Here is a 17,552-nt window from a genome sequence, read left to right as displayed (position 1 = left end):
TCCTTCAGTTAGTGCCGTACCTTAGTGGTGTCATATAATTATTAACTCTTTAAAAATATTGGTTATGAAAAAGTTCTTAAAAATCGGTTTAATAGCAGCGTTATTTTTTACTGCTACGGGTGTACACGCTAACGATGATGATTTTACTTTAAAAGTAAAAGGTGAAAAGGAAAAATTTATCCGCTTTTCTGTAGATAAGGCAGAGAACGTTAATTTATCGCTAATGGATGCTGATAATGAAGTTTTATTTCAGGAGGATATTCATGCTTCAGCTTTCTCTAGCAAAATTTATGATCTGAATGAGCTTCCTGACGGAAAATACACACTTAAAGTGGAGTCGGATATAAAAGTTGCAAAATATAATGTCGTAATTAAAAACGGGGAGGCACTTGTTTCCGAGCCGAAAGTTTCTAACGTATTTAAACCTGTTTACACTAAAAAAGATCAGGTTATTACGCTTAACCTCGAAAACCTGGAGAATAGTCCGGTAGAAGTTAAAGTGTATAACGAATACAATGATGAGGTTTATAAAGAGGTATTCAAAGATAAATCGCAACTGGTTAAAAAATTCAATATCGGTAAAACAGACTCTAAAGAATTAACTTTCGTAGTGAAGTATAAAGAAGAGAGTTTTGTTAAAACGATAGAAACCTATTAAACACTAACAGCTAATTGATATGGGGAGATTGTCGGATAGATAGTCTCCCTTTTTTTATAGGTAAGATGGGAAGATGTGAGATGGGGGAGGTAAGATGGATAATGTATTATGCATGGTTTTCATCACAGATTTTCCATTTTCCTTTTTCCATCGTCCATTGTACCTCTTCCATGATCCATCTGCCACTTTAATTAATCATTTGATTTTAAGAAGGTAAGATGGGAGAGGTAAGATGGATGATGTAGTGTGCATGGTTTTCCTTGCAGACCTTCCATTTTCCTTTTTCCATCGTCCATTTTACCTCTTTCATTATCCATCTGCCATTTTACATTACTTTTTCCATCTACCATTTTACCTCTTTCATGATCCATCTTCCATTTTACCTCATTACATTTGCTGCATAAAATCTAATTAATCATTTGATTTTAAGAAATATATTGTTACTTTTGCATCCCCGTAATATACCTCGGGATTAAAAAATTAAAAACATAATTTATAACAATGAATCAGTACGAAACTGTTATCGTTCTAACCCCGTTGTTATCAGAAGAGGCTGCGAAAGAGGCATTAGCTAAATTCAAAGCAGTTCTAACTGATAACGGAGCCGAAATTATCCAGGAAGATAATTGGGGTTTGAGAAAATTAGCGTATCCAATTGAGAAAAAATCAAATGGATTCTTCAACTTAACTGAATACAAAGCTTCAGGAGATTTGATCGCAAAATTAGAGCTTGAATTAAAACGCGATGAGCGTGTGTTGCGTTTCTTAACTATCCGTTTAGACAAACACGCTGTTGCTTACAATGAGAAAAAGCGTAGTGGTGCTTTTAACAAAAAAACTAAGGAGGTTGCAGCGTAATGGCAAGAGAACAAATACAATACGTAACTGCCCCTAAAGTAGAGGATAACCGTAAAAAATATTGCCGTTTCAAGAAAAACGGAATTAAATACATCGATTACAAGGATGCAAATTTCTTGTTGAAATTTATTAACGATCAAGGTAAATTATTACCACGCCGTTTAACTGGTACTTCGTTAAAATTCCAACGTAAAGTGGCTCAGGCAGTTAAACGTGCCCGTCACATCGGTTTGTTACCTTTCGTTGCTGATCAATTAAAATAGGAGGCTAGAGATATGGAAATTATTTTAAAACAAGATATTAAAGGCCTTGGTGAGAAAGATGATGTAGTTACAGTAAAGCCAGGTTATGGCCGTAACTATTTAATCCCTCAAGGATTTGGCGCATTGGCTACTTCTTCTGCTAAAAAAGTTTTAGCAGAGAACTTAAAGCAAGCTGCTTTTAAACAAGATAAAATTAAGAAAGATGCTGAAGGTGTTGCTGAGCGTTTAACTGATGTTAAACTTTCAATCGGTGCTAAAGCAGGCGAAAGCGGAAAAATCTTCGGAGCGGTTAACACCATCCAGATTGCTGAAGCATTAAAAGCACAAGGCTTTGATGTAGACCGTCGTCGTATTACTTTCGAAACTGAACCTAAATTTGTTGGCGAATATGTTGCTAACTTAAACTTACACAAAGAAGTGAAAGTTCAGGTTCCTTTTGAAGTAGTAGCTGAATAAGCATTCTTTAAAGAGTCATATAAAGAGCCTTTCGATGCAAATCGAAAGGCTCTTTTTTTTATACCAAAAAATAAGGATGGAAGAAAGAAGGTTTCGATAGGATTACAGGTTTTGTTCTATTAGCCAAGAAGCATATTCTGCTATACGTGTTCCCAGATAGTATGGGAGGTTTAATAAAAGATAAGGCTTGCCTGTTGGTGTATTTGTTTTTTCTAGCCTAAACTCGCCTCCATATACCCGAATGGCAAAAGGATGTGCTGAGGCATCAATGAATTGATGAAGAGATCTTAAGCTTCCTGTACTGCCCGATTTTATTTCAATCGGTATTACAAATTTTTTACAGGCATAAATTAAATCAACTTCTGCATCAGACTGTTTTTTCTCTCTTACCCAAAAATTAGGTTTATGAGAAGATATACGCTCAACTGATATCAGTTCCTGAGTAAATAAATGTGGAATAACGGCTCCTTTATAAGCTGAACTTAAATCATCTAAAGCAAGCATTTCTCCTTGGATACCCAATGAGTAGTTGACTAATCCTGTGTCTAAAAATTGTAGTCTAGGCGATTTTTTTAAATCAGGAATAATTGGAAGTTCGGTATTAGTAGATGGGTATATTAACCGGATGATCTTTGCGTCATCTAATATCCTAAAAGCTTCTCCAACCTCTCTCGATTTATAGTTCGAATTGCCGAAACCTTGAAAAACAACACGCTTATCGAGAAAAAGATGGGCAGTACCCATTATATGGTTAATAGTTCTTCTCGCTGTTTCATTCTGGGTATATTTTTCTATGTCATTTTTGTAGGTTGCCCAAATGCTTTCGTAAACAATAGACAGATCTGAAAGGTTATGTTCTTCTAAATCGGTTTTTATTATTTCTGGCATGCCTCCGATAATGGCATATCTACGAAAGGCTTTTAATAACAATTTGTGCGCAACAGCTTTTACAGGGGTTTGAAGCAGATATTTTAACAGATCATCTTTTTGGTTAGCTTGAAGGTATTCTTGAAAATTTAAGGGATATAAGTATAAGAATTCGACCCTGCCTACCGGAAAACTTTTTACTTTTTGTAATACAAACTCCAAAAGGGAGCCAGCACTGATTACATGCAGGTCAGGAATTTCTTCGTAAAAATACCTTAGCATTTGTATAGCTTTCGCACTTTCCTGAATTTCATCAACAAAGAGCAAAGTTTCGGTTATCTTATCCGATTGAATCCCATGTCCCAGCAATAGTGCTTCAACAATATTGTGTACATCGTCAAAATCATCAAAATATTGACGGTGTGCAGGTTTCTCCAGATTAAGAAAAATAGTATTAAGATAGTTTTTCGCAAAGTCCTTTATTAGTGTTGTTTTTCCTACCTGACGTGCCCCTCGAATAATTAGAGGTTTCCTGTTTTTGCTGTTTTTCCATCGGGTTAAGTTCTCTTCAATGGATCGTTTAAATGCCATTATTTTCTATTTTGTAACAAAGTCAACCCAAATATAGGTTTTTGTTGTAACAAAGTAAGGGTATATTTTATTAAAATTTGTAACAAAGTCAGGGCATTTTGTTGCGTCGATAGTGATAATATGATGGATGCTGGCTAATAAAATGCTTAATGGAGGCGCTGAATCAGCAAATCTGTGGGAAATCTTTATAGATCCCCACAGGTTTTAATGAGCTGAGTGGGTGTTTAAACATAAGATTAATCTTCCACTACCCCTTCGGCGTAGTTGGCCTGATTTCTACCTTACTCGGCAAAGTTCTTGCTGGCATGGCCAATAAATCAACAATCAGTTTACCCATATCTTCTGGCTGGATTTTCCAGGCATCATCTTCAACGTTGGGCTGATGATCGTTAAAATGACTGGCTACCGATCCGGGCATAATGGTGCTCACCTTTACGCCGTACTTTCTTAAATCGAGCATAACCGATTGCGTAAATCCTGTTAAACCAAATTTACTGGCATTATAAGCAGAACCTCCTGCGAAAAAGTTTGTACCGGCTAAACTCGATATGGTAAAGATATGCCCCTGGTTCTTTTTGATCTCATCAACCGAGGCTTTAATGCTGTAAAAAACGCCTGTTAAATTGGTATCGATGGTTTCTTTCCATAAATCGATGTCCAGCTCGTCAATAGGCGCAAAATGCCCAACGCCTGCATTGGCGATCAGTATATCCAATTGTCCCCATTTTTCGATTATCAGGTTTACCGCATCCTGCTGAGATTTAAAATCCACAACATCTGCTTCAATGGCCAATACATCACCATGTGCCACCAAATGTGATGCAGCCTGGTTCGCGCTGGCAATCGTCCTGCTTGTAATGGCTACTTTATAACCTGCTTTCAAAAGGGCTTCGGCAATACCGAAACCAATTCCTTTGCTTCCTCCTGTAATTAATGCAACTTTCATGTTGTTGTAACGTATGATATCGAAAAATGTTTAATTAGATTTTTTCTTGTCATGGTGCGGGAGCTCCATAATCTGGATATCCTTAAAATCTACTGGCTGTCCTTCACTTTGTAAGGCAATAAAACCTTCAGTAAGCGCTTTTCCATCAATTTTAATTTTCGGATCAAAACGGTTAGCTACGCCTCCGCCAATTTGTGGTTTGCTGTATTGCAATACGGTATCACCATTAATAATATGTTTAACGATCGAATCGCCCATCACAATCAGTTCGGCTGATACCCACTGGTCGCCGTCGTATGTTTTCGATTTAGAATCCAGACAATGGCCCGGATACTTACTGCCGTTATAAAAAATCTCTGTACCTGGCGAACACATGTTTCCGGTAGGGCGGGGACGGCCATCACTCAATCCACCTAAAAACTGCATTTCGATCGAAATTGGCCAATCCTGTTCTTTAGGCATTGTTTTCGGATCCTGAGAATGGAACATCACTCCACTATTACGTAAGGTATAACTCGGCGCACCTTTTTGCAGTTCGCCAACAAAACGGTATTTTAATTTTAGATGATAGTAAGAGAAGGGTGTTTTATAATAAAGATGGCCAAACTGATCATTGAAATCGCCGTATTGATCGTATCGCACTTGTATTGTTCCATCTTCAACCCTAAAGGTATTGCCGAAATTTACATTGTAATCGTGGTGGTGGATTTTAACGTTCCAATCTTTAATGTCTTTCCCGTTAAAGAGTGTAATCCACTTTTCAGACTTGTTATTGATGTTTTTGGTTGTACTGCAGCTCCATAGGGTAACAGCAAGAAAGAGATAGCCTAGTTTTTTCATTTGGTTAATTTTGTTTTGCCCTCTGTTTAAAAATGTGAGTCACAAAATACATAAACAAAGTGATTTTAAGGTACATTAAGGCTTTACCACGAGAATTTTGCATTTCGACTTTATTTTTGCACATAAAAAAAAAGATTTTTTTGGCGTTATTCCACACCGCTTCATTTTCCATCTTCCGTCTCTTTAATTACCTTTGCGCCATGGCGAAAACGCGGACAAGCAGAACTAAAAGCAAAGCAAAACATCCCCTTCTAAAAAAGATTACCAATATTGCTACGAAAGTATTTTTATATTTTCTGCTGGTTTCTGTGTTTTGGGTAATTGCCCTGCGTTTTATCAACCCACCAATTACCCTTTTGATGGTACTACGGAACATTGAGCGTAAAGCCGATGGAAAGTCTTTTAAAACAGAGAAAAAGTGGGTGAAATTCGAGGATATGTCTGATAATATGAAAAGGGCTGCAGTATCTGCCGAAGACCAGCTCTTTTTAAAACATATCGGTTTTGATATGAAAGCCATTGAAAAAGCTTTTGCCAGTAATGCCAAAGGGAAAAAGGTAAAGGGAGGAAGTACCATTTCGCAACAAACGGCTAAAAACGTTTTCTTGTGGCCTGGCCGCTCATGGATAAGAAAAGGTTTTGAAGCTTATTTTACCTTACTGATTGAGCTCTTTTGGAGCAAAGAAAGAATATTGGAGGTTTACCTGAACGTAATTGAAATGGGCGACGGGATTTATGGTGCTGAAGCGGCTGCCCAGGAATACTATGGCAAATCCTGTACAAAACTGACTAAGAAACAAGCCGCTTTAATTGCTTCTTGTTTTCCAAATCCGAGAAGATGGACACCCAAAAATGCTACCCCATACATCAGGCACCGTCAATACCTGATTTTAAGGAATATGAATAGGTTAGGGCCGTTGGATTTTTAGTCCGAAGCCCAAAGTCCTGAGTCTTCAGTCTATTAATCGACTAAGGACTTTTGACTCCAGACTTAGGACTAAAACTAGTCGTGATCCTTATTCCACCTGATTTTTATTCCGCCTTTTTCGTCATCTACCGCCTTTAAGTGCAATACGATACCGCGCATGCGGGCTTCTCTTTTTTCAGATTTAGTGAGGTTTTCATCTCCCTTTGGATTTCTCAGCGGGATGTCCATTTCTACGTTTGTGCCATTTCCTAAAGCATATGTGCCTTTTACATTAAAGTTTAAAGCGCTTGAGTTTACCTGCATCGGACTAATTTCTACCTTATCGCCACGCACGTTTAGTGTTCCATTAAGGTTTTTGATTTCTACGTTTGATAGATTCCTGTTGGCAAAGGCAAATTTTCCTACTTTAACCATTGGATCGAAATTAACCAGGGCTGCATTGTTTAGATTAAACACAACTTTACCATTAATCGATCGCGGAAGAATTTTTCCGGTATGCGATATGCGTCCGGAAATATTAACCAATGAAGATAAATAACCTTTTAAATTTTTGTTGGTGATGGTGTTTTGTCCGAAGTTATCAAATGAATAAAAGAAATCTTTAACACTTACATGGCTGATTTTTGAATTGATTTTAAAGCTATTTGAGGCAGTTTCCTGCATAATATTCCCGTTTAGCGATAACTGGCCTCCTGCGTGTGCCACACTTATTTTGTTGAAGAATATACCTCCGCCACGCAGGGAAATATCAGCATCGAGGTTTTTGGCCAGAAAATTTTCATAAATGGCTTTACCAACCGTTAAGCGGATATTCATTTGTGAAAGCTCCAGTACATTACTTAGCTCTTTCGAAACCACTTGTTTATTTCCGCCAGACTTTTTCTTTGCCGTTCTTGGTCCTAAGAAGGGTAAAAATTCTTTTAGGTAGAGCTGAGGGCTCGACATTTTTAAGTTGACCAATATTTTCTCAGGGGCAGTATAATACAGATTGGCAAAATTGGCGATGCTACAACTTACATTAAGCTCGCTTTTGCCCAACTGGAAATGCCCGTTTTGTATCGATAAATCGTTCTGGTTAAAGTTGATATTGAGCGCACTTTTTACCAGATGAAGCTTTCTGGGGATATAAAGGATGTCGGCATCGGCAATCTGTATCTTGCCCGATACAACTGGTTTGGTAAACCTGAAATGATCAATATCAGCCTTACAATATAATCTTAAGTTGGCTGTTCCGTTTTTAAATTCAAAATCGTTTGTGCCTAGTGAGTTGTTTAAATTGGATAGGGGAAATTGCGAAGTGACCAGTCCGGTGGCAATTGGGCGAGATAAATTATTCACTGTGAAAGTGTCGATTTTAAGCGGTGCATTAAAATATTTTGCCGTAAGCCTGTGGAACTTAATGGATGAGTTTTCATCACCAATAATGCCACCAACGGTATCCCGGTTGGTAAAAGAACCATCAAAGTTACAAGCGGTTAATTTGCCCGCTGGGATAGAAACCACATTATCTCTAACTGTTATTCCAACCTTGATTAAAGGATCTCCATATTTCCCTGATCCGTCATCAACAATATTTCCTCGGATATCGATCGGTTTTTCTATCCCGAACTTTAAGAGTTTGGAAGAGATATTGGGCGATAGCAATAAAGCGACATCTCTAAATAAAATATCATCAACGGCTATGCTAATGGCAAAAGCAGATTTATCTAATTCTATTTTAGCACCGATTTTAAAAGGATGGCCACCAATGTTTAGTATTTCAGGACTCAGAATTACCGCATCCATATCTCGGCTATAATGTGCATTTAAAGTCCCTTCTAAAGTTTTGTCTTTCAAAAAACTGCCTTTTCGGGTATTAAAGGCGAAACTGTTTACCTTAGTTGCCAGTTTAATTTTACCTGTCCAGCCGCTATCAGGGTATTCCATTCTGCCCTGGATCTGATCGATATCGAAATTGAATAATTTGAACCTTTTTTTGTTATCCAATACCAAACTAACCTTATTAAAATCAATTTTCTTAACTTCTAATGCTGAGGATTTTGATGACGATTTCTGCTCGGTTTTAGGCTTGCTCTTAAAAATACTGGTATTGCTGTAGCCTGTAGAATCGGTGTAGATATAAATGGAGGCGTTGTTAATGGCAATCTGTTTAATATTGATATTGCCTACAATAAGCGAAAGTACATTTAGCGATACATCTATATCCTGTGCTTTTAAAAGATCGTGTTTATGCTGGTTCCATAAGCTATCTCTCAGTAAAACACCATTTAAGGATACGGAAACACCCGGGAAACTTTTAAGGAGCGTTGGCTCCATGCTGCTAGCGGTAATTTTTCCGTTTAAATTTTTATTGAGCTGTGAAAGGATAGAAGCCAGTACTTCTTTTTTATTTCTGCTGATATAAAATGCACCGGCCAGCCAGGTGAGGATAATCAGTACAACGATAACAGATATAATTTTTAAAGAGATTTTGAGCCAGCGCTTCATAGACATTATTTTGATTTAACCAATATAATGTTTTTTGCCAGCTAATTGTTTGAGCAAGAGCGAAAATAATGTAGAATACTACTGACGGTTTTAAGAATTTATTTTCCCAAAAGTGATTCGAGATCAGGATGATATTGTGAAGTTAAGAACTGGGTAATGGTGAAATCGGCCAATCGGTTGATGTAAAACGGATCTTCCATCAGGATTTTTTTTAAGGCCGCTTCATCCTGGGCAAGGGCTAAGATGATTCCACCGGTACGGGGTACTTTTCGGCCCGACGCTACAAAAATATTTTTATCGTAGTATTTTCTTAAAAATTGAACATGAGCCTTCATATGCTCATCCAGTTCTTCCAGTGGAACAATATATTTAAGATCTACAATGAACATCCTTATTTATAATAAATGGGCAAAAACAGTTGAATGCCAGCTATTTTGAAATGGTACTTCCCATTTGTTATCCAGTTCTGCCAGGTTTTGAACCATATTGTTAAACACGATGGTTTCTGGTGTTACCTGTTTAATATTTACCAGCGTTTCAAAATCTTCTTTGCTGTTTACCACAACTTCGCCATTTACTTTGTAGGCAATGTTGAAACGGTTAAAAAGATCTACATGGTATTCCTGCTCAATTTCTTTAATTAAGCGAACAGAGCTATCAATAGAGCAACCGGTAACACCCGCCTGACTTTCGTCGACCGTTAGGATAATAAAAAAGCCATAGCGGATTTCTGCTTTTGCAAGCAATTCATTTCCATGTGCTTTCCACTGGTTAGTAAAAGCTGCTAATTTATTTAAGATCTCATTTTCTTCAGTAGAAGTAAATTTGCGATCGCTTTGGTATATCCAAACTCTTGATTGTGGAGAAAAACTCATATACAAATTTATGATTTTAATTAAATTGGTGTGTTTAAAACGCTAACCTGATGAAAAAGTTTACACTCTGCTTGAAAATATCCCTTATTTCGGCTTTTTGTATGTTTTTATGTGCTTTTTCCGACCCCGAATCTGTCGCGCAATCTCTTAATTATCTACAAAAAACATTTACCGATCATTACGATAACAGTCAGGAAAGCGACCAGGTAAAGCGTTATGAGCTAAATGTTACCAACAATGGCTTTTGCCGTTACAAGCGGTATTTTAATAACGGTAAAACCGAGTATTTCGCATTTAAGTTATCGAAATTTAAAGATATGGATTATTACGGCACAACTACTTCTGGTAAATTGTATATCCATACCAAAGGTGATGATGTAATTGTGCAAACCTATAAAGACAGGGGAGGCGATGTAGATTCGATGGCGACACAGCTTGTTATCCCCTTAAAAAATATGGAGGCTGAAGATTTAAACCTGATCCGCGATAATTTGAATAAAATAAATGCGCAGGTTTCTGCTCCATAGAACGCATAATTAATGATGATTTTCCTGCTTTTGCCATGTATGGGGTGAAATTCCTGATTGTATAATTGAGGTGTTAAATTTTGGAGACTGACTTAAAACACTTATATTCAGTTACATTTAAACCATCTCATCTTGAAACGTAGAAACTTTATTTATTTAACTGGTGTAGGGGCTGCTGCGGCCATGCTTCCTGCCATTCCAGTTTTTGGGAAAGAAATTTCCCCCGAGCAGGCTTTGGAGTATATTGATCCTGCCGCTAAAAAAATCATGTCTGATGTGGCCTTAAATGCGGCACGCTCAAAAGGGGCCACTTACACCGATGTGCGTGTAGGCCGGTATCTTAACCAATATGTGGTTACACGCGAAGATAAAGTAGAGAATATTGTTAATACCGAATCGTATGGAATTGGTATCAGGGTAATTTCGAATGGCAGCTGGGGTTTTGCGGCCACCGACAAAATGGATAAAGACAGTATTGCCAAAGCAGCTGAACTGGCGGTAACTATTGCCAAAGAAAATGCCCGTTTGTTAAGAGAGCCTGTACAACTGGCACCACAAAAAGGCTATGGTGAAGTTAGCTGGAAAGCACCTATTGAGAAAAATACTTTTGAAGTACCTGTAAAAGAGAAGGTAGATTTATTGTTGGCTGTGAATGATGCGGCTATGAAGGGCGGTGCAGATTATATCAACTCCATCTTATTTGCGGTAAATGAACAGAAATATTTTGCGTCAACTGATGGTTCATATATCGATCAGGATATCCATCGCATTTGGCCGACTTTCTTTATCACCAAAATAGATAAGGAAACCGGTAAGTTCGAAACCAGAAATGCATTGAGCGCGCCTACAGGCAAAGGTTACGAATATTTAAATGCAAGACCTCAGGATAAAATACAAACTGCATCGGGTACGCTTTATAAAGGCCGGTACGATATGCTTGAAGATGCTACACAGGCAGCCAGGCAGGTAGGCGAAAAGATAAAGGCAAAATCGGTAGAACCAGGCAAGTATGATTTGGTTTTGGATCCTTCGCATTTATGGTTAACTATTCACGAATCGTGTGGTCACCCAACCGAGCTCGATCGCGTATTGGGCTACGAGGCCAATTATGCAGGAACCAGCTTTCTGACTTTAGACAAATGGGAATCTAAAAAATTTAATTACGGCAGTAAAGAAGTTAATATTACGGCAGATAAAACGGAGGTAGGTTCCTTAGGTGCAGTTGGTTATGATGATGAGGGGGTAAAATGCGGAAAATGGGATGTGATTAAAGATGGCATCCTGGTAAATTATCAGGCCATCAGAGACCAGGCACATATCTTGGGGCTAAATGCCTCACAAGGCTGTTGTTATGCCGATAACTGGAGTAGTGTTCAGTTTCAGCGCATGGCCAATATCTCTTTGCAGCCGGGTAAGGCCAAATTGAGTATAGCCGATCAGATCAAAAACGTAGAAAAAGGCATTTACATTGTCGGTGATGGAAGTTTTTCTATCGATCAGCAGCGTTATAATTTCCAGTTCGGCGGTCAGCTTTATTACGAAATTAAGGCGGGGAAAATAGTGGGTATGCTTAAGGATGTCGCTTATCAGGCCAATACGCAGGAGTTCTGGAATTCGTGTGTGGCCATTTGCGATCAAAGCGATTACCGTTTAGGAGGCTCTTTCTTTGATGGTAAGGGGCAGCCTGGGCAGGTAAGTGCTGTATCTCACGGATCGGCAACCACACGTTTTAATAAAGTTAATGTTATCAACACCGCTAGAAAAATCTGATAGAAATTATGCCAATCTTAACAAAAGCAGAAGCAAAGGCACTTTTAACTAAAGTACTTTCTTACTCTAAAGCAGAACAATGTGAAATAAATTTAAATTGTTCGGATAGCGGCAACCTGAGGTATGCCAGAAACGCCGTTTCTACCAGTGGCGGAATTAGCGCTAACAGTTTGGTGGTGAGCTCAGCCTTCGGGAAAAAACTCGGTACAGCAACCATAAATGAGTTTGATGATGCTTCACTACAAAAAGTAGTGCGCAGGGCAGAAGAACTTGCACAACTTGCACCAGAAAACCCTGAATTTATGCCTTTTCTTGGTCCTCAGGAATATGGTGCCGATTCACCTACATTTTCTCCGGCTACAGCAGCCGTTACCCCAAAAGACCGGGCCGATGCCGTACAGGCCAGTTTAAAACAGGCAATGGATAATAAACTGAATGCTGCAGGATTTTTATCAAACAGCGTGGGTTGTTCCGCAATGATGAACAGTAAGGGTTTATTTGCCTACAATACTTCAACCGATGTTGCTTTTAACATTACGGTAAGAACTGATGATGGTAAGGGTTCTGGTTATGCCACAAGGGGATATAACGATTTTAGTAAACTCAATGCAAAGGCCGATACAGCTATAGCAGCTAAAAAGGCAATGTCGTCGGTAACGGCAAAGGCCATAGAACCAGGAAAATATACCGTTATTTTAGAACCAACTGCCGTGGCGGTAATGCTGGAGAATTTATTCTTCTCGATGGATGCCAGACAGGCCGATGAAGGACGGAGTTTTATGAGCAAAACCGGAGGTAAGACAAAATTGGGTGAACAGCTGGTAGATGAAAGAGTGAATATTTATTCAGATCCCTGGAATCCTGAATTGCCAACTGCTACATGGTCTGGGGATGGAAGGCCACAGCAGAAAGTAAACTGGATAGAAAAAGGAGTAGTTAAAAATTTATACAGCTCGAGATACTGGGCGCAAAAAACCGGGATTAAAGCGATCCCATTTCCGGGTGGTGCCATTATGCAAGGTGGAACCAAAACTTTGGAAGAACTGATTAAAGGAACAGAAAAAGGTATATTGGTTACACGTTTGTGGTATATCCGTACGGTAGATCCGCAAACCCTCTTGTTAACAGGGCTGACCAGGGATGGCACTTTTTACATCGAAAACGGCGAGATTAAGTTTCCGGTTAAGAATTTCCGATTTAACGAAAGTCCGATTATTATGTTGAATAACCTCGACGAGATCGGAATAACCGAAAGAACAGTAAGCGCCGAATCGGAAGCCAATTATCTGTTGCCGCCGTTAAGGATCAGGGATTTTACCTTCACTTCTTTATCTGATGCGGTATAGCAAAATGGTAATGAACAACATAACAAAGCCTGAGCATCGTCGATGTTCAGGCTTTGTTTATTTTAGTTGAAATGGAGAAAATTAAAGTCCGTTTGCCCTTGCGGTGATCTCGGCAATATCCAATACCTTAACTTCCTGTTCTTTATCTTTTAATTTAATGCCGTCACTCAGCATCGTCATACAGAAAGGGCAACCAGCAGCAATCACCTGTGGGTTGGTTTGTAAAGCCTCGTCAATACGTTCTACATTGATATCTTTATTCCCTTTTTCAGGTTCTTTAAACATCTGTGCGCCACCGGCACCACAGCATAAGCCATTGCTTTTGCAGCGTTTCATCTCCACCAATTGAGCATCAAGTACCTCCAGGGCTTTTCTAGGTGCTTCGTAAATGCCATTTCCACGGCCCAGGTAACACGGATCGTGATAAGTGATTTTTTTGCCTTTGAAACTTTCACCACCTTCGGCTTTTAGTTTGCCTTCGTTAATCAGGTCCTGGATCAATTGGGTATGGTGAATCACCTCGTAAGTGCCACCTAAACCCGGATATTCATTTTTAATGGTGTTGAAGCAATGCGGACAGCCTGTTACAATTTTTTTGATGTTGTAGGCATTCAATACCTCAATATTGGTCATGGCCTGCATCTGGAACAGGAACTCGTTACCAGCTCTTTTAGCAGGATCGCCTGTACAGCTTTCTTCTGTTCCTAAAACAGCATATTTTATACCTACATGATGTAAGATCTTGCAAATGTCGCGGGTAATTTTCTGCGCTCTTTCATCGTAACTTCCAGCACAACCTACCCAAAATAATATTTCCGGTTCTTCGCCTGCGGCCATTAACTCGGCCATTGTAGGGACTTTAAATTCCATTTGTCTATTATCTATTATCAAGTATTAAGACCTGATGTAATTATTCTTTTAATTCAATGCCAACTGAAAACTATCAATTGCTAGCTTTCTTGTGCCCAGTTAAAACGGTCAGCCGGAGAGTATTTCCAGGGTGCCTGGTTATTCTCAATATTTCCCATCATGGCATTAATACTTCCCGGTGCCTGCGACTCTTCCATCACGGCAAAACGGCGAAGCTCTGTAATAATCTGTAAGGGATCAATATTTACCGGACAAGCCTCTACACAAGCGTTACAGCTGGTACAAGCCCAAATTTCTTCTCTGCTGATGTAATCATCCAATAAAGATTTTCCATCCTGGTGTTCTGCACCGTGTTTATCAATATTTTGTCCCACCTCGGTAATACGGTCGCGGGTATCCATCATGATTTTCCGCGGCGATAACAGTTTACCTGTAATATTTGCCGGGCATACTGAAGTACATCTTCCACATTCTGTACAGGTATAGGCATTCATCAGGTTTACCCAGCTTAAGTCAGTTACATCTTTGGCGCCAAATTTACCGGGTTCGGTTTCTGCCGGAACAAAAGAAGGATCAAGCATGGCCTTTACCTCATTGGTAACGGAGGCCATATTGGTAAACTCGCCTTTAGGCTCCAAATTAGAAAAGTAGGTGTTCGGAAAAGCAAAGAGAATATGAAAATGTTTAGAATAAGGCAGGTAATTTAAAAAAGCCAAAATACCTATAATGTGGAACCACCAGCAGCTGCGCTCTATCACAACCAAGGCGCTTTCTGAGGAAGGCAGGATATTGATTAAATACTGGCTTACCGGAAATGCTCCTGCATTAACGTAATGACTGGCACCTAAAAGCTGTAATTTTGCATCGGCTGCGTTCATTAACAAAAAGGCACTCATTAATAAAATCTCGGTGATGAGGATATAATTGGCATCAGATTTTGGCCAGCTTTTCATCTCTACACCACTAAAGCGTTTCAATTTTAGGATATTTCTGCGAACCAGAAAAATCGCGCAGGAAACCCAAACAGTAAAGGCCAGAATTTCGAAAGAGCCGATCAGAAAATTATATAAACCACCCAAACCATTAAAAATACGGTGTGTGCCAAATAAACCATCGATGATGATTTCCAATACCTCAATGTTAATGATCACGAAACCGATGTAAACAAAAAAGTGGAGAAAGGCGGGGATAGGCCGAACAACCATTTTAGATTGACCAAAGGCTACGCGAAGCATGGTCATTAACCTTTTTTGCGGCTGATCTTGTCGATCTACCGGTTTGCCTAAACGGATATTGCGAATTATTTTACGCAGATTAACTGTAAACAGCGCAATTGCTGCAAGTGTAAGTACTAGAAAAAGGATCTGTGCTACCATGCAATATTAGATTGTTACGCTAAATTAGGATATTAATCTAAATAAATTACTATGCATGCATAAAAAATATAATAAAATTGTTTGTTTGTACTCATTCTAAGCAACGATTAAGGCCTTTTTTAAGAAAGGTGAAAAATTAATTAATTGATAATCAGAGCAACAATGAAATAATCGAAAAAAAGTTTTGCTTTTGAAAAAAGAACGCTACATTTGCAATCCCAAACGGATGGTGCCATAGCTCAGTCGGTAGAGCAAAGGACTGAAAATCCTTGTGTCCCTGGTTCGAATCCAGGTGGCACCACAAACGTCAAAAGGTCATTTTCGATTGAAAATGACCTTTTTTATTTTAGCTTCTTATCCGGATAAATAATATTTTCCCTTTCGGAGTATACCCAGTAAATCAATGCTGAAGCTTGCTTTGCGCGGCCTGTTTGATGCACTCCGCATGGTAAGCCGCTGAAAAGATATCGGCCACCTCATACTGGTATTTTGCAGAATCGAAATAAACTGCAAAGTTTTGTGGAATAGTATCATCTGCATCGTTAAGATACAAACCGCTGCCTGAAAAGGTGGCTCCCCCTGAAACGGTCAAATATTTTCCGTCAGCCTTATTTCTGATTTTGAAATAACCATCATTTTGCGGATAAAATTCCCATTCCTGGCTCCCTTTCACATTGACTTCATTTAATCTCAAAGTATTAAAAACAGATTCCAGGTATTTTCCGCTTTTAAGATCCTTCAACTTAAATACCGAGGGGTTTGCAGTAGGTAAGAATTGAAAGCTAAGATTGATATTGTCGTCATCATCGGCGATCGAAAATCCGTTCGCAGGTTTTGATACCAGGCGGTTGGATTGTTTTTCCAATAAACTGTAATTATTATTACCGATAATCGCCTTGGCCCGTTTATAACGATACATCGCATTGAAAATGCTTAAGTCCCAGCTTTGATGCCAGGTTACAGTAGGGTAGCCTGACCGCATACTAATGGGCAGCCATACATATCGTGATGCCCCAAGGTCTTTGGCATCCCATCGGTCACCATAATAAACGAAGGCATTCTCTTTTCCGCCCACTTTGAATACATAGGCGCTTTGCGACTGATAAGTCAGCTCTTTCATCTGATCTACCGCAAAATTTGAGCCTATGCTCCAATTTCCCAGGATGTTCCAGCTATAGGCGCTCCTTCCGGGATTTGGATCCCAGCCGGTAGACCCGGAGAATAAGCCAAAATAAACATCACCCACTTTGAATATGGCCGGTGCTTCCGCACGTTCGCCAATCAGGATTTTGTTCTCAGTGGGGCTACCTTCAAGGTAATCGGGCCTCAAGCGAATCACGTTGATACTCTTGTTCATATCGGTCGCGCTGAAATGATAAGCGGTTCCGTCGTGATCTTCAAATAGCGTCATGTCTCTCGAATCATGATCATTTGGCCGGAAGGTTTTATACAATTGATAAGGCCCTTCAACTTTATCACTGGTTGCGACCACCACACGCGCAGCCTCATAACCGTTCTCTTTTTCCCAATGCGCCCACATCACCCATTTTTTGGTGGTTTTGTTGAAAATCACCTTTGGACGTTCCAACTTACGCCCTTGCGCCAGATCATTCAGATCTGCCTGAGGAAGACCGGAAAGCGTTAGTGCTAGTCCTAACCGCTCCCAGTTATAAAGGTTTGTTGAGCGATAACAACTAATTCCATTAGATTTTCCGCCCGTGCGGTTTTCACCAAACCAATAATAGGTTCCATTATTGTTGATCACGCAGCCGCCGTGTGCATTTATTGCCTTCCCATTCTGATCTTTCCAAATCTCTCCAGGCTTAAAATTATTTTGGGCATTAACCATGCCCGATACGAGCAATAGTATAATTAGCAGATAAAATTTCATAAA

At 39.3% G+C, this 17,552-nt stretch carries 18 protein-coding genes and 1 tRNA gene; 9 read left to right on the top strand and 10 right to left on the bottom strand.

The window, feature by feature from the left end:
- Nucleotides 1-64 precede the first annotated feature (64 nt).
- Nucleotides 65-658, top strand: a complete 594-nt coding sequence (locus AC07YT_RS08195; RefSeq protein WP_086545073.1) for a T9SS type A sorting domain-containing protein — start codon at nt 65-67, stop codon at nt 656-658.
- Between the two features lie 191 nt (nt 659-849).
- Here AC07YT_RS08195 and AC07YT_RS08190 read toward each other — a convergent pair whose 3' ends face one another.
- A complete protein-coding gene (locus AC07YT_RS08190; protein WP_086545074.1) occupies nt 850-1,029 on the bottom strand; it encodes a hypothetical protein in 180 nt (59 codons plus the stop codon).
- A 130-nt stretch (nt 1,030-1,159) separates the two neighbouring features.
- Here AC07YT_RS08190 and rpsF point away from each other — a divergent pair, with 130 nt between their 5' ends.
- Genes rpsF through rplI form a run of 3 tightly spaced genes read left to right on the top strand, consistent with a single transcriptional unit; the run spans nt 1,160 to nt 2,235 of the window.
- Nucleotides 1,160-1,516, top strand: coding sequence for a 30S ribosomal protein S6 (gene rpsF, locus AC07YT_RS08185; protein ID WP_086545075.1), 357 nt, complete (start codon nt 1,160-1,162; stop codon nt 1,514-1,516).
- Nucleotides 1,516-1,779, top strand: coding sequence for a 30S ribosomal protein S18 (gene rpsR / locus AC07YT_RS08180; RefSeq protein ID WP_010599582.1), 264 nt, complete (start codon nt 1,516-1,518; stop codon nt 1,777-1,779). Before rpsF ends, rpsR begins: the two co-directional genes overlap by 1 nt.
- A 12-nt stretch (nt 1,780-1,791) precedes the next feature.
- Nucleotides 1,792-2,235, top strand: coding sequence for a 50S ribosomal protein L9 (gene rplI / locus AC07YT_RS08175; RefSeq protein WP_029277406.1), 444 nt, complete (start codon nt 1,792-1,794; stop codon nt 2,233-2,235).
- 102 nt (nt 2,236-2,337) lie between these two features.
- Here the strand turns inward: rplI and AC07YT_RS08170 are convergent, their stop codons facing one another.
- From AC07YT_RS08170 to AC07YT_RS08160, 3 genes are all read right to left on the bottom strand, one after another.
- Nucleotides 2,338-3,693, bottom strand: a complete 1,356-nt coding sequence (locus AC07YT_RS08170; RefSeq protein ID WP_086545076.1) for an ATP-binding protein — start codon at nt 3,691-3,693, stop codon at nt 2,338-2,340.
- A 247-nt stretch (nt 3,694-3,940) separates the two neighbouring features.
- Nucleotides 3,941-4,639, bottom strand: a complete 699-nt coding sequence (locus AC07YT_RS08165; protein ID WP_086545077.1) for an SDR family oxidoreductase — start codon at nt 4,637-4,639, stop codon at nt 3,941-3,943.
- Nucleotides 4,640-4,669: 30 nt separating this feature from the next.
- Nucleotides 4,670-5,479: a 3-keto-disaccharide hydrolase gene (locus tag AC07YT_RS08160; protein WP_086545078.1), complete on the bottom strand. Its 810-nt coding sequence runs from the start codon at nt 5,477-5,479 to the stop codon at nt 4,670-4,672.
- Between the two features lie 200 nt (nt 5,480-5,679).
- Here AC07YT_RS08160 and mtgA point away from each other — a divergent pair, with 200 nt between their 5' ends.
- Entirely contained in the window at nt 5,680-6,408 is a 729-nt protein-coding gene (gene mtgA / locus AC07YT_RS08155) for a monofunctional biosynthetic peptidoglycan transglycosylase (RefSeq protein ID WP_086545079.1), read from the top strand.
- 74 nt (nt 6,409-6,482) lie between these two features.
- On the opposite strand, the gene AC07YT_RS08150 is transcribed toward mtgA, so the two are convergent.
- The 3 genes from AC07YT_RS08150 to AC07YT_RS08140 form a co-directional block, all read right to left on the bottom strand.
- The gene (locus AC07YT_RS08150; RefSeq protein ID WP_494945268.1) at nt 6,483-8,894 is read right to left on the bottom strand and encodes an AsmA family protein; all 2,412 of its coding nucleotides are present in this window, start codon (nt 8,892-8,894) and stop codon (nt 6,483-6,485) included.
- Nucleotides 8,895-8,992: 98 nt separating this feature from the next.
- Nucleotides 8,993-9,283, bottom strand: coding sequence for a YciI family protein (locus tag AC07YT_RS08145; protein WP_086545081.1), 291 nt, complete (start codon nt 9,281-9,283; stop codon nt 8,993-8,995).
- Between the two features lie 6 nt (nt 9,284-9,289).
- Nucleotides 9,290-9,769 carry an ABC transporter ATPase gene (locus AC07YT_RS08140; protein ID WP_086545082.1) on the bottom strand — a complete coding sequence of 160 codons (480 nt, stop codon included), beginning with the start codon at nt 9,767-9,769 and terminating at the stop codon, nt 9,290-9,292.
- Nucleotides 9,770-9,819: 50 nt separating this feature from the next.
- Here AC07YT_RS08140 and AC07YT_RS08135 point away from each other — a divergent pair, with 50 nt between their 5' ends.
- The 3 genes from AC07YT_RS08135 to AC07YT_RS08125 all read left to right on the top strand — a co-directional run bounded on the left by AC07YT_RS08135 (nt 9,820) and on the right by AC07YT_RS08125 (nt 13,412).
- Entirely contained in the window at nt 9,820-10,296 is a 477-nt protein-coding gene (locus tag AC07YT_RS08135) for a hypothetical protein (RefSeq protein ID WP_086545083.1), read from the top strand.
- A 132-nt stretch (nt 10,297-10,428) separates the two neighbouring features.
- Nucleotides 10,429-12,066, top strand: coding sequence for a TldD/PmbA family protein (locus tag AC07YT_RS08130; RefSeq protein WP_086545084.1), 1,638 nt, complete (start codon nt 10,429-10,431; stop codon nt 12,064-12,066).
- An 8-nt stretch (nt 12,067-12,074) separates the two neighbouring features.
- A complete protein-coding gene (locus tag AC07YT_RS08125; RefSeq protein ID WP_478358724.1) occupies nt 12,075-13,412 on the top strand; it encodes a TldD/PmbA family protein in 1,338 nt (445 codons plus the stop codon).
- 81 nt (nt 13,413-13,493) lie between these two features.
- Here AC07YT_RS08125 and AC07YT_RS08120 read toward each other — a convergent pair whose 3' ends face one another.
- Nucleotides 13,494-14,282, bottom strand: coding sequence for a (Fe-S)-binding protein (locus AC07YT_RS08120; protein ID WP_029277013.1), 789 nt, complete (start codon nt 14,280-14,282; stop codon nt 13,494-13,496).
- An 80-nt stretch (nt 14,283-14,362) separates the two neighbouring features.
- Nucleotides 14,363-15,658 carry a 4Fe-4S dicluster domain-containing protein gene (locus AC07YT_RS08115; protein WP_086545086.1) on the bottom strand — a complete coding sequence of 432 codons (1,296 nt, stop codon included), beginning with the start codon at nt 15,656-15,658 and terminating at the stop codon, nt 14,363-14,365.
- A gap of 228 nt (nt 15,659-15,886) precedes the next feature.
- Between AC07YT_RS08115 and AC07YT_RS08110 the strand changes: the two genes are divergently transcribed.
- A tRNA-Phe gene (locus tag AC07YT_RS08110) sits at nt 15,887-15,959 on the top strand.
- A 99-nt stretch (nt 15,960-16,058) separates the two neighbouring features.
- On the opposite strand, the gene AC07YT_RS08105 is transcribed toward AC07YT_RS08110, so the two are convergent.
- Nucleotides 16,059-17,549 carry an RICIN domain-containing protein gene (locus AC07YT_RS08105; protein ID WP_086545087.1) on the bottom strand — a complete coding sequence of 497 codons (1,491 nt, stop codon included), beginning with the start codon at nt 17,547-17,549 and terminating at the stop codon, nt 16,059-16,061.
- Nucleotides 17,550-17,552 lie beyond the last annotated feature (3 nt).

The organism is Pedobacter sp. GW460-11-11-14-TSB4 (genome assembly GCF_059423705.1).
This window is presented reverse-complemented; position numbering and strand designations above follow the sequence as displayed.

What these genes read in the sequence shown, in the direction of transcription:
- AC07YT_RS08195 (WP_086545073.1), top strand. Translation starts at nt 65, where the DNA reads ATGAAAAAGTTCTTAAAAATCGGTTTAATAGCAGCGTTATTTTTTACT.
- AC07YT_RS08190 (WP_086545074.1), bottom strand. Translation starts at nt 1,029, where the DNA reads ATGGATCATGAAAGAGGTAAAATGGTAGATGGAAAAAGTAATGTAAAA.
- rpsF (WP_086545075.1), top strand. Translation starts at nt 1,160, where the DNA reads ATGAATCAGTACGAAACTGTTATCGTTCTAACCCCGTTGTTATCAGAA.
- rpsR (WP_010599582.1), top strand. Translation starts at nt 1,516, where the DNA reads ATGGCAAGAGAACAAATACAATACGTAACTGCCCCTAAAGTAGAGGAT.
- rplI (WP_029277406.1), top strand. Translation starts at nt 1,792, where the DNA reads ATGGAAATTATTTTAAAACAAGATATTAAAGGCCTTGGTGAGAAAGAT.
- AC07YT_RS08170 (WP_086545076.1), bottom strand. Translation starts at nt 3,693, where the DNA reads ATGGCATTTAAACGATCCATTGAAGAGAACTTAACCCGATGGAAAAAC.
- AC07YT_RS08165 (WP_086545077.1), bottom strand. Translation starts at nt 4,639, where the DNA reads ATGAAAGTTGCATTAATTACAGGAGGAAGCAAAGGAATTGGTTTCGGT.
- AC07YT_RS08160 (WP_086545078.1), bottom strand. Translation starts at nt 5,479, where the DNA reads ATGAAAAAACTAGGCTATCTCTTTCTTGCTGTTACCCTATGGAGCTGC.
- mtgA (WP_086545079.1), top strand. Translation starts at nt 5,680, where the DNA reads ATGGCGAAAACGCGGACAAGCAGAACTAAAAGCAAAGCAAAACATCCC.
- AC07YT_RS08150 (WP_494945268.1), bottom strand. Translation starts at nt 8,894, where the DNA reads ATGAAGCGCTGGCTCAAAATCTCTTTAAAAATTATATCTGTTATCGTT.
- AC07YT_RS08145 (WP_086545081.1), bottom strand. Translation starts at nt 9,283, where the DNA reads ATGTTCATTGTAGATCTTAAATATATTGTTCCACTGGAAGAACTGGAT.
- AC07YT_RS08140 (WP_086545082.1), bottom strand. Translation starts at nt 9,769, where the DNA reads ATGAGTTTTTCTCCACAATCAAGAGTTTGGATATACCAAAGCGATCGC.
- AC07YT_RS08135 (WP_086545083.1), top strand. Translation starts at nt 9,820, where the DNA reads ATGAAAAAGTTTACACTCTGCTTGAAAATATCCCTTATTTCGGCTTTT.
- AC07YT_RS08125 (WP_478358724.1), top strand. Translation starts at nt 12,075, where the DNA reads ATGCCAATCTTAACAAAAGCAGAAGCAAAGGCACTTTTAACTAAAGTA.
- AC07YT_RS08120 (WP_029277013.1), bottom strand. Translation starts at nt 14,282, where the DNA reads ATGGAATTTAAAGTCCCTACAATGGCCGAGTTAATGGCCGCAGGCGAA.
- AC07YT_RS08115 (WP_086545086.1), bottom strand. Translation starts at nt 15,658, where the DNA reads ATGGTAGCACAGATCCTTTTTCTAGTACTTACACTTGCAGCAATTGCG.
- AC07YT_RS08105 (WP_086545087.1), bottom strand. Translation starts at nt 17,549, where the DNA reads ATGAAATTTTATCTGCTAATTATACTATTGCTCGTATCGGGCATGGTT.